The 10,221-nt window shown below is 75.3% G+C and carries 9 protein-coding genes; 7 read left to right on the top strand and 2 right to left on the bottom strand.

Translation table 11 applies throughout. From position 1 onward, the window contains the following. Positions 1–267: 267 nt before the first annotated feature. From ETD96_RS33065 to ETD96_RS33050, 4 genes are read left to right on the top strand one after another with little or no spacing between them, the layout of a single operon-like run. Positions 268–2,352 carry a molybdopterin oxidoreductase family protein gene (locus ETD96_RS33065; protein ID WP_138640413.1) on the top strand — a complete coding sequence of 695 codons (2,085 nt, stop codon included), beginning with the start codon at positions 268–270 and terminating at the stop codon, positions 2,350–2,352. A gap of 57 nt (positions 2,353–2,409) precedes the next feature. Beyond that, positions 2,410–2,802, top strand: a complete 393-nt coding sequence (gene nirD / locus ETD96_RS33060) for a nitrite reductase small subunit NirD (RefSeq protein WP_138640412.1) — start codon at positions 2,410–2,412, stop codon at positions 2,800–2,802. After that, complete coding sequence (locus tag ETD96_RS33055; protein ID WP_138640411.1) at positions 2,786–3,997, top strand: uroporphyrinogen-III synthase; 1,212 nt, start codon at positions 2,786–2,788, stop codon at positions 3,995–3,997. The genes nirD and ETD96_RS33055 overlap by 17 nt, the downstream gene beginning before the upstream one ends. Further along, positions 3,990–4,718: a sirohydrochlorin chelatase gene (locus tag ETD96_RS33050; protein WP_240808401.1), complete on the top strand. Its 729-nt coding sequence runs from the start codon at positions 3,990–3,992 to the stop codon at positions 4,716–4,718. Before ETD96_RS33055 ends, ETD96_RS33050 begins: the two co-directional genes overlap by 8 nt. Here ETD96_RS33050 and ETD96_RS33045 read toward each other — a convergent pair. After that, a complete protein-coding gene (locus tag ETD96_RS33045; RefSeq protein WP_138640410.1) occupies positions 4,664–5,161 on the bottom strand; it encodes a MarR family winged helix-turn-helix transcriptional regulator in 498 nt (165 codons plus the stop codon). The genes ETD96_RS33050 and ETD96_RS33045 overlap by 55 nt on opposite strands. Positions 5,162–5,279: 118 nt before the next feature. Between ETD96_RS33045 and ETD96_RS33040 the strand changes: the two genes are divergently transcribed. From ETD96_RS33040 to ETD96_RS33030, 3 genes are all read left to right on the top strand, one after another. Then, positions 5,280–6,263, top strand: a complete 984-nt coding sequence (locus ETD96_RS33040; RefSeq protein ID WP_138640409.1) for an ATP-binding cassette domain-containing protein — start codon at positions 5,280–5,282, stop codon at positions 6,261–6,263. A 2-nt stretch (positions 6,264–6,265) separates the two neighbouring features. After that, positions 6,266–7,153 carry an ABC transporter permease gene (locus ETD96_RS33035; protein ID WP_138640408.1) on the top strand — a complete coding sequence of 296 codons (888 nt, stop codon included), beginning with the start codon at positions 6,266–6,268 and terminating at the stop codon, positions 7,151–7,153. A gap of 82 nt (positions 7,154–7,235) precedes the next feature. Continuing rightward, entirely contained in the window at positions 7,236–8,429 is a 1,194-nt protein-coding gene (locus tag ETD96_RS33030) for an esterase-like activity of phytase family protein (protein WP_240808400.1), read from the top strand. Between the two features lie 75 nt (positions 8,430–8,504). Here the strand turns inward: ETD96_RS33030 and ETD96_RS33025 are convergent, their stop codons facing one another. Further along, positions 8,505–9,860: an RNA polymerase sigma factor gene (locus ETD96_RS33025; RefSeq protein WP_138640407.1), complete on the bottom strand. Its 1,356-nt coding sequence runs from the start codon at positions 9,858–9,860 to the stop codon at positions 8,505–8,507. Positions 9,861–10,221 lie beyond the last annotated feature (361 nt).

Genomic DNA, 10,221 nt, shown 5'->3' with positions numbered 1-10,221 from the left:
GGGCGGCGGCGGGGGCCGCATCCCTCCGCGAGATCACCGGGCCGCCACGAATCCGTTCGATAACGCGGCAAAATACGACGAATAGGGCATGACAGGGTTCGACAACGCTTGACACGCGTTCGTCAAGGGTCCGCGAGGCGCGTCCGCGCCGCGAACCCCGCGCCGCTGACCTCGGCGGACGCGGCGCGCGCGGGTGTGAAGGGCATTTAACACCGGGGTCACATCGGGGACTCGGCCGCGAAACGGCGCCCGCCAAGCCTCGGCAGCATGAACGCGACTCCGACGCACTGCCCGTACTGCGCCCTGCAGTGCGGCATGACGCTCAGCGGGACCGGGCGCGGCGGCGTCCAGGTGGCGCCGCGGGACGACGTGCCCGCCAACCGCGGCGGGCTGTGCCAGAAGGGCTGGACGGCCGCGGAGCTGCTCACCGCCCCCGACCGGCTGACCACGCCGCTGATGCGGCGCGGCAAGGGCGCGCCGCTGCGGCCCTGCGGCTGGGACGAGGCGCTCGACCGCGTCGCCGGCGAGGCCGCCCGGCTCCGCGCGCTGCACGGCCCGGACGCCGTCGCGGTCTTCGGCGGCGGCGGGCTGACGAACGAGAAGGCGTACCAGCTCGGCAAGTTCGCCCGCGTCGCGCTCGGCACGTCCCAGATCGACTACAACGGCCGGTTCTGCATGTCGTCGGCCGCGGCGGCGTCCGGCCGGGCGTTCGGGCTGGACCGCGGCCTGCCGGGCCCGGTCACGGACCTGGCCGCGTCCGGCGCCGTCCTGCTCGCGGGCGCGAACCCCGCCGAGACGATGCCGCCGTTCATGCGGCACCTGGCCGAGATGCGCGACGGCGGCGGGGCCCTCATCGTCGTGGACCCCCGCCGCACCGCCACCGCCCGGCAGGCGGACCTGCACCTGCAGCCGGTGCCCGGCACCGACGCCGCGCTGGCCTGCGGGCTGCTGCACCTCGCGCTCGCCGAGGGGCTCGCCGACGACGGCTACATCGCCGTGCGCACGACCGGGTTCGAGGCCGTCCGGACCGCCGCCAACGCCTACTGGCCGGACCGCGTCGAGCGGATCACCGGCGTCCCCGTCCCGGCGATGCGGGAGGCCGTCCGGCTGCTGGCCCGCGCGCCCCGCGCGCACGTCCTGACCGGGCGGGGGGCCGAGCAGCACGCGCGCGGCACCGACATCGTCACCGCCTTCATCAACCTGGCGCTCGCGCTCGGCCTGCCCGGCCGCGAGGGCTCGGGGTACGGGTGCATCACCGGGCAGGGCAACGGGCAGGGCGGGCGCGAGCACGGGCAGAAGGCCGACCAACTCCCCGGCTACCGCAGGATCGACGACCCGGCGGCCCGCGCGCACGTCGCCCGGGTCTGGGGGATCGACCCGGCCGACCTGCCGGGCCCGGGCCGGTCGGCGTACGAGCTGCTGTCGGCGCTCGGCACCCCGGGCGGCCCGAGGGCGCTGCTGCTGTTCGGATCGAACCCGGTGGTGTCGGCGCCGCGCGCCGCGCACGTGCAGGACCGGCTCGACGCCCTGGACCTCCTGGTGGTCGCCGACTTCGTGCCGTCGGAGACGGCGCGGCGCGCCGACGTGGTGCTGCCCGCCGCGCAGTGGGCCGAGGAGTCGGGCACGATGACGAACCTGGAGGGCCGGGTGCTGCGCCGCCGCCGCGCCGTCCGCCCGCCGGCCGGCGCCCGCACCGACCTGGAGATCGTCGCGGCGCTCGCGGAGCGGCTGAAGGCGCCGGGGGAGTGGAGCGGCGACCCGGAGGAGGTGTTCGGCGAGCTGCGCCGCGCCAGCGCGGGCGGCGCCGCCGACTACGCCGGCATCAGCTACGCGCGGATCGAGGCCGAGGGCGGGGTGTTCTGGCCCTGCCCGGCCCCGGACCACCCCGGCACGCCCCGACCCTTCCTGGACCGCTTCCCCACACCGGACGGGCGTGCCCGGTTCGTCCCCGTCGAGCACCACGGCCCCGCCGAGGACGTCGACGCCGAGCACCCCGTGTACCTCACGACCGGGCGGGTCCTCGCCCAGTACCAGTCGGGCGCGCAGACCAGGCGCGTCCCGGCCCTGGCCGAGGCCGCGCCGGGCCCGTTCGCCGAACTGCACCCCGACCTGGCCGCGCGCCTGGGCGTCGAGGACGGAGCCGAGGTCCGGCTGGAGAGCCGCCGCGGCACCGTCACCGTCCGGGCGCGGCTCACCGACGCGATCCGCGACGACACCGTCTTCGTCCCGTTCCACTGGGCGGGGGAGGAGCGGGTGAACCTGCTGACCAACCCCGCCCTCGACCCGGTGTCGCGGATGCCGGAGTTCAAGGTCTGCGCCGTCCGCGTCACCGCGGGCGTGAGCGCCTTTTAACACGGCGGTGACAAAGGGGACCCCGCCGCGAAACCGCCCGAACGGAGGATTCCGACCATGACCACGACACCCGAAGCGACGATCACCAGGGACCCGGCGGGCCGCGGGACGGCCCGCTGGTTCGACATCTGCTCCTACGCCGACCTGATCCCCGAGCGCGGGGTCTGCGCGATGGTGGACGGCGTCCAGGTGGCGGTCTTCCGGGTCTACGACGGCGCCCTGTACGCGCTGTCGAACCTCGACCCGTTCAGCGGCGCCTACGTGCTGTCGCGCGGGATCCTCGGCACCCGCGACGGGACGCCGACGGTCGCCTCCCCCATGTACAAGCAGGTGTTCGACCTGCGGACGGGCGCGTGCCTGGACGATCCGCGGGTGGCGCTGCCGGCGTTCCCGGTGCGGCGCGCCGGGGACCGGGTGGAGGTGGCGCTCACCGATGAGCACCGCCAGTGAGGCCGCGGCCGGCCGCACCGGCCCGCTGGCCGGGTTCGCCGTCGGGGTGACCGCGGCCCGCCGGCACGAGGAGCTCGCGACGCTGCTGCAGCGGCGCGGGGCCCGGGTCGTGGCCGCGCCCGCCATCCGGCTCGTCCCGCTCGCCGACGACGCCGAGCTGCTGGAGGCGACCCGCGCGGTCGCCGCCGGCCCGCTCGACCACCTGGTCGTCACGACCGGGATCGGGTTCCGGGCGTGGCTGGAGGCGGCGGACGGGCACGGGCTGCGGGACGCGCTCGTCGCGAGCCTCGCCGGGGCGGGGATCGTGGCCCGCGGCCCGAAGGCGCGCGGCGCGATCCGGTCGGAGGGGCTGCGGGAGGAGTGGTCGCCGGCGTCGGAGGGCTGCGCGGAGGTCGCCGCGCACCTGCTGGCGCGGGACCTGGCCGGCGCGCGGGTCGCCGTGCAGCTGTACGGGGAGCGGCAGCCGGAGCTTACTGGGGCGCTGCGCGCCGCGGGCGCCGAGGTGATCGAGGTCCCGGTGTACCGGTGGTCGCGCGTCGACGACCCGACGCCGCTGCGCCGGCTCGCCGGGCAGGCCGTCGCGGGCACGGTCGACGCGATCACCTTCACCAGCGCGCCCGCGGTCGCCGCGACGCTCGCCGTCGCCGCCGAGGACGGGCTGGAGGACGCCCTGCTGGAGGCCATGCGCGGCCCCGTCGTGGCGGCGTGCGTCGGGCCGGTCACCGCGCGGGCGCTCACCGACCGCGGCGTGCCGACCGTCCAGCCGGAGCGGGCCCGGCTCGGCGCGCTCGTGCGGGCGCTGGTCACCGACCTGCCGCGGCGCCGGTCGCGGCGGCTGTCGGTGCGCGGCGCGTCGCTGGAGCTGCGCGGGCACGCCGTCGTGCTGGACGGGCAGCTGCGGCCGATCGCGCCGGCGCCGATGGCGATCCTGCGGGCGCTGGCGCGGCGCCCCGGCCATGTGGTGTCGCGGGCGGAGCTGTGCGGCGCGCTGCCGAGCCGCCCGGCCGGCAACGGCGCGGCCCGGGGCCGGGACGCGCGCCCGCAGGCCGACGAGCACGCGGTCGAGATGGCGGTGGCGCGGCTGCGCCGCGGGCTCGGCCGCCCGGGGATCGTGGAGACGGTCGTCAAGCGCGGCTACCGGCTGGCGTGCGATCCGCGGCCCGCCGGCCGGCTCGCGGCGGGCGCCGGTGGCTGAGCCGGCGCTGCTGGCCGTCGCGCACGGCACCCGGGACCCGGCCGGGCCCGCCGCGGTCCGGGCGCTGCTGGCCCGGGTCCGCGCGATGCGGCCGGGCCTGCGGGTCGCCGAGGCCTACGGCGAGCTGGCGGAGCCGTCGCTGGAGGACGCCGCCGCCGCGCTCGGCGGCGGCCGGGTGGTCGTGGTGCCGCTGCTGCTGGCGCGCGGCCACCACGCGCTGGCCGACTTCCCGGGGCGCGCGGCGCGGCTGCTGCCCGGCGCGGTGGCGTCCCGGCCGCTCGGCCCGGACCCGCTGCTGGCGCACGCCCTCGCCGACCGCCTGACCGGCGGCCGGTCCCTGGACCGGATCCCGCCGCGCCCGGACGCCGTCGTCCTCGGCGCGGCGGGATCCGCCGACCCGGCCGGCATCGCCGACGCCCGGGAGGCCGCCCGGCTGCTGGCGCGGCGGCTGGGCCGGCCCGTCCGGCACGGGTTCGTCGCCGCCGGCGGGCCCGTGCTGGACGAGGTCGTGGCGGACCTGCGCCGCGGCGGGGCCCGCCGGGTCGCCGTGGCGTCCTACCTGCTGGCCCCGGGCCGGTTCCACGACCGGGCCGCGGCCTGCGGCGCCGATGTCACGGCGCCGCCGATCGGCGCGCACCCGGCCGCGGCGCGGCTGGTGCTGCGCCGCTACGACGAGGCCCGGTCGGGGGCGGCGGCGCCGGTGCGGGCGTCCGCGTCCTGACCGGCGAACCGGTCGTCGTGGTGGGCGAGGACCCGCAGCAGCATGTCCCTGAACAGCGCGCGCTCCTGCGGTGACAGCGGCGCGAACAGGGCCTCGTTGAGGCGGACGCGGGCGTCCAGGCCCGCGCCGAGGAACAGCCGCCCGGCCTCGGTGACCTCCAGCGCGTACCGGCGCCGGTCCTCGGGGTCGCGGCGGCGCTCCAGGTGCCCGGCCTCCTCCAGGGCGTCCACGATGCCGACCAGGTCGCCGGCGTCCATCCGCAGCCGCTCGGCGACGGCCCGCTGCGACAGCGGCCCGGAGCGCGCCACGCACCACAGGACGAGCAGGTGCGGGAGCCGGGGCTGGCCGGGGAGCATGCGGGCGGCGGTGCGCCGGACGAGCCGCACCATCTCGAACATCAGGTAGCTGGGCGACTCGAACATCGGGTCGGACTGGTCCGTCACGTCCGGCTCCTCGGAATTGCTTGGGACGACCTATCTCTCTTGACGTGAGAGATAGGCTACTCCTACCGTTGGAGGGCCCAAAAGGTGGGTGTGCGTGCTCCATGCGGAGGGAGGCCCCATGCCGGACGGGGGACCCGCCGTCGAGGTCGACGGCCTGATCAAGAGGTTCGGCGAGGTGGAGGCCGTGCGGGGGATCGACTTCGCCGTGCGGCCGGGGGAGATCTTCGGCTTCCTCGGCCCGAACGGCGCCGGCAAGTCCACCACGATCAACATGCTCTGCACGCTGCTGCGGCCGACCGCGGGCCACGCGCGCGTGGCCGGGTACGACGTCGCCGCCGAACGCGACAGCGTGCGCCGCAACATCGGCCTGGTGTTCCAGGACCCCACCCTCGACGGCTACCTGTCGGGGGAGCAGAACCTGCGCTTCCACGCCGAACTGTACGGGGTGCCGCGCTCGGTGACCGGCGACCGCATCCGGCAGGTGCTGGAGATGGTCAACCTGTGGGACCGGCGCGGCGACCTGGTGCAGACCTTCTCCGGCGGCATGAAGCGGCGCCTGGAGATCGCGCGCGGCCTGCTGCACTCGCCGCGGGTGCTGTTCCTGGACGAGCCGACCGTCGGCCTGGACCCGCAGACCCGGGCGTCGATCTGGGAGTACATCCGGCAGCTGCAGGCGGCCGAGGAGATCACGATCTTCATGACGACGCACTACATGGACGAGGCCGAGTTCTGCGAGCGCATCGCGATCATGGACTCCGGGCGGATCGTCGCGCTCGACACCCCGGAGGCGCTCAAGGCGGGCGTCGGCGAGGACCGGGTCCGCATCCAGACCGCCGACGACGCGGCCGCGATCGCCGCGATCCGGGAGCGGTTCGGCCTGTCCGCCGTCGTGTCGGAGGGCGCGGTGACCTTCTCGGTGGCCGCCGGGGAGGCGTTCGTGCCCCGGCTGTTCGCCGAGCTGGGCGTCCCGATCCGCTCGGTGAACGTGGCGCGGCCGTCGCTGGACGATGTGTTCATGTCCTTCACCGGGTCCACGATCCGGGACGCCGAGGCCACGGGGAGCGACCGGATGCGGATGGCGATGCGCGCGGCGAGGAGATGACGATGGGGAGCACGGCGGAGCCGGCGGCGGCCGCCGAGGTCGTCCGGGTGCGGGTGCCCGAGCGCGGCCTGCGGCAGGACCTGCGCGCCGTGAAGATCGTCCTGCACCGGGAGCTGATCCGGTTCTGGCGGGACAAGCTGCGGATGGTGTCCGGGCTCGTCCAGCCGGTGCTGTGGCTGCTGGTCATGGGCACCGGCCTGTCCAACCTGGTGACCAGCGGCGGCGGCCCGGCCGGCGCCGTCGACCTGAAGACCTTCATCTACCCCGGCGTGTGCGCGATGTCGGTGATGTTCACCGCGATGTTCTCCGCCGGGTCGATCGTGTGGGACCGCGAGTTCGGGTTCCTGCGCGAGATGCTGGTCGCGCCCGTCAGCCGCAGCGCCATCGTGATCGGCAAGTGCGTCGGCGGCGCGCTCGTCGCGACGCTGCAGGGCGTGGTGATCGTGCTGCTCGCGCCGCTGGCCGGCGTCCCCTACGACCCGGTGCTGATGGCGCAGCTGGTCGGCCTGATGTTCATCGGGGCGTTCGCGCTCACCGGGTTCGGCGTGATGATGGCGGCGCGGATCACCCAGATGCAGGCGTTCTTCGGCGTCATGCAGATGGCGATGATGCCGATGATGTTCCTGTCGGGCGCGCTGTACCCGCTGAACGGCCTGCCGACCTGGCTGAGCGTCCTCACCCGCTTCAACCCGCTCACCTACGCGGTCGACCCGATGCGGCACGTCGTGTTCGCGCACCTGGACGTCTCGGACCGGCTGCTGCGCACCTTCGACCCCGGCGTCACCTGGGGCGGCTGGACGGTCCCCGTCTGGCTGGAGATCCTCATCGTCCTCGGGATGGGCCTCGGCCTGATGGCGGTCGCCATCCTGGAGTTCCGCCGCGCCGACTGAGAAGTCACCTCCGCGTCAGGCCGCGCTGCAGCATACTTGCCCTTGCGCACGAAGCGTGTTCATTTAGATGCGGAGGGTAAGCGTGATCGTGGACGTGAACAGGGTGATGTGGCGGGGAGCCGCAGCGGCGGCCGCCGTCCTGGCGGCGGTGGCGGGCGCGGCGCTCGCGGACGGGCGGCCCCGGGCGGAGGCCGCGAGCGGCGCGGCGCCCCGGGCCGGCGCGGCGGAGCTGCGGATCACGCGCTTCCTGGGGGAGCGGCGCCTCCCGCACATGATGAAGGTCGGCGGCACCACCTTCGGCGGCGTCTCGGGGCTCGACCGCGACCCCCGCACCGGCACCTGGTACCTGATCTCCGACGACCGGTGGCGCTACGACCCGGCGCGCTTCTACACCGGCCGGCTCGACATCGACCTCGCCACCGGGAACTTCACCGGGGTGCGGGTCACGGGCGCGGTCACGCTGCGGCGCCCCGGCGGCGACCCCTACCCCGGCTTCGGCAAGCCCGGGTCGGCCGACCCCGAGACGATCCGCTTCGACCCCCGCACCCGGCGGGTCCTGTGGGGCAGCGAGGGCGACCGGCCCGACGAGGGCCACCAGGGCATCCCGCTGTCGCAGATGTCGCTGAGCTGGGCGCGGACCGACGGGCGGCACGCGGGCGCGCTGCGCGTCCCGCCGGCGCTGCGGCTCACCGAGGAGCACCGGGGGCCGCGCCGCAACTTCGGGTTCGAGGCGCTGACGTTCACCCCGCACGGCATCGCCGCGATGGTCGAGGGCCCCCGCTACGAGGACGGCGAGCCGCCGACCGTGCGGCACGGCGCCCTGACCCGGCTCACCCTGTGGGACCGCGCCGGGCGCGTCCGCGCCCAGTACGCCTACCCGGTCGACCGGCTCCCGGCCGCGCCGAACCCGCCCACCGGCGTCACCGACAGCGGCGTGTCGGAGATCCTCGCCGTGGGCGGCCACCGGTTCCTGGCGCTGGAGCGGTCCTGGCTGGAGGGCGTCGGCTACAAGGTCCGGCTGTACGAGTTCGACGTGCGGGGCGCGACCGACGTGCTGCGCCGCGACTCCCTCGCCGGGGACGCCCCGTTCCGCCCGGTGCGCAAGCGGTTCGTCGCCGACCTCGGCGCGTTCGCGTCCCCGACGCAGAACCTGGAGGCGCTGGCGTGGGGGCCGCGGCTGAAGTCGGGGGAGTGCACCCTCGTCGCCGCCTCCGACGACAACTTCGACCAGCGGGAGGTCACCGAGTTCCTGGCGTTCGCCGTCCGGGGCTGCTGACCCCGGCCGGACATGCGTGGGGGCCCGCCGGACGGTGCGATCCGGCGGGCCCCCACGCGCCCATGGAAGGACGGGTCAGACGGCGAAGTCCAGCAGCGGGCGGGCGTTGCTGGGGTGCCGCAGCTTCGACAGCGACTCCTTCTCCAACTGGCGGATCCGCTCGCGGGTCAGCCCGAGGGCCTTCCCGATCTCGTCCAGGGTGCGCGGCGTCCCGTCGTACAGCCCGAACCGCATCGCCATGATCTTGGCTTCGCGCGGGGACAGGATGTCGAGGGTGCGGCGCAGCTGGTCGGCCATGAGCTGCCGGTCGACGAGCTCGGACGCCTCGGGGCTGTCGGTGTCCTCGATGAGGTCGCCGATGCGGGTCTCGCCGTCCTCGCCGATCGTGGAGTCCAGGCTGATCGGCTGGCGGCTGGTGCGCAGCAGCTCGCGGACCTGCTCGGGGCTCTTGTCCAGCTCGGCGGCGAGCTCCTCCGGCGTGGGCTCGCGGCCCAGCCGCTGGTGCATGTCGCGCTCGACGCGGCTCAGCTTGCTGAGCATCTCCAGCACGTGCACGGGCAGCCGGATGGTGCGGGCCGAGTCGGCGAAGCCGCGCTGGATGGCCTGCCGGATCCACCACATCGCGTAGGTGGAGAACTTGTACCCCTTGGAGTAGTCGAACTTCTCCACGGCGCGGATCAGGCCGAGGTTGCCCTCCTGGACGACGTCCAGCAGCGACAGGCCGCGGTCGGAGTACTTCTTGGCGACCGACACCACGAGCCGGAGGTTGGCCTCCAGCATGTGGGCCTTGGCGCGGCGGCCGTCGGCGGCGACCCATTCCAGGTCGGCGCGTACGCCGGGGGAGAGGTCCTCGGTCTCCAGCTTGTGCTCGGCGTAGAGCCCGGCCTCGATGCGCTTGGCGAGGTCGACCTCCTGCTCGGCGGTGAGCAGCTGGCGGCGCCCGATGGCCTTGAGGTAGGTGTGGACGGAGTCGCCCATGGTGGTCGACTGGTCGTCCAGGTCGGCCCCGGTGTCGGCGTCGGCCTCGGCGGTGGTCACCTCGAACCCCCCGTCGGCGGGGGCGTCCGCGGTGTCCGCTGCGGCGGCGCCTGCCTTGGCGCTCTGGCGCGCCGGCCCGGCGGCCTTGGCGGTCTTGCGGGAGGTGCGCTTCTTCGCGGGCCCGGCGGGCGCCTGGGCGGTCTCCCCGCCGTCGTGGTCGGCGGCCGCGGCGAGCTTACGCACGGTGTCGGCCTCGCCGGCCAGGCTGATCCCGGATTCGGCCAGCTCGCGCAGGATGGAGCGGCCCTGGGCCGGGCTGATCCCGGCGGCCTCGAAGGCCCCCCGAACCTCGTCGAGCGAGAGGCGCCCTTGGGCGCGGCCCCGCTTGAGGAGCTCGTTGAGCGCGGGGCCCGCCGACTCCGTGAGCGGGGTCTCGACGGCGCTTCGCGGCATGGAGACACCCCCCTCCCTTCGGTGTGAGTGCGGCGCGGATTGTGTGTTCGCTGGTGGCGCACGCACTTAACGGAACGTCGCACGGCCGGGTCATTGTTCCCAGGACCGCGGGACGACGGCCCGTCCCCGGGGATCGCGGAGGAACGATCCAGAACGGTCTGGTGCCCGGAATGGGCAGGTTCACACGATTTCGCGCTGCCTGACCTGAACCGATGCCACCTTACTGCGTAAAGGCGCCGGGTCGCGGCGACGTGACGAAGACCACTACCCGCGTGACTTCCTTCGGCCGCAGACTCCGGCCGTACCGAGCGACGACCCGTTCTCGCAGGTCAGGGAAGTGGGGCGGGGCGCGGGTCAGCGG

It is taken from the genome of Actinomadura geliboluensis (assembly GCF_005889745.1).
In the GTDB taxonomy this organism is placed as follows: Bacteria; Actinomycetota; Actinomycetes; order Streptosporangiales; family Streptosporangiaceae; genus Spirillospora; species Spirillospora geliboluensis.
Note: the sequence above shows the minus strand (reverse complement) of the source record. Positions and strands in the feature narration are given on the sequence as shown.

Coding starts and splice junctions, on each gene's coding strand:
- ETD96_RS33055 (WP_138640411.1), top strand. CDS start 2,786: ATGAGCACCGCCAGTGAGGCCGCGGCCGGCCGCACCGGCCCGCTGGCC.
- ETD96_RS33025 (WP_138640407.1), bottom strand. CDS start 9,860: ATGCCGCGAAGCGCCGTCGAGACCCCGCTCACGGAGTCGGCGGGCCCC.
- ETD96_RS33035 (WP_138640408.1), top strand. CDS start 6,266: ATGGGGAGCACGGCGGAGCCGGCGGCGGCCGCCGAGGTCGTCCGGGTG.
- ETD96_RS33040 (WP_138640409.1), top strand. CDS start 5,280: ATGCCGGACGGGGGACCCGCCGTCGAGGTCGACGGCCTGATCAAGAGG.
- ETD96_RS33065 (WP_138640413.1), top strand. CDS start 268: ATGAACGCGACTCCGACGCACTGCCCGTACTGCGCCCTGCAGTGCGGC.
- nirD (WP_138640412.1), top strand. CDS start 2,410: ATGACCACGACACCCGAAGCGACGATCACCAGGGACCCGGCGGGCCGC.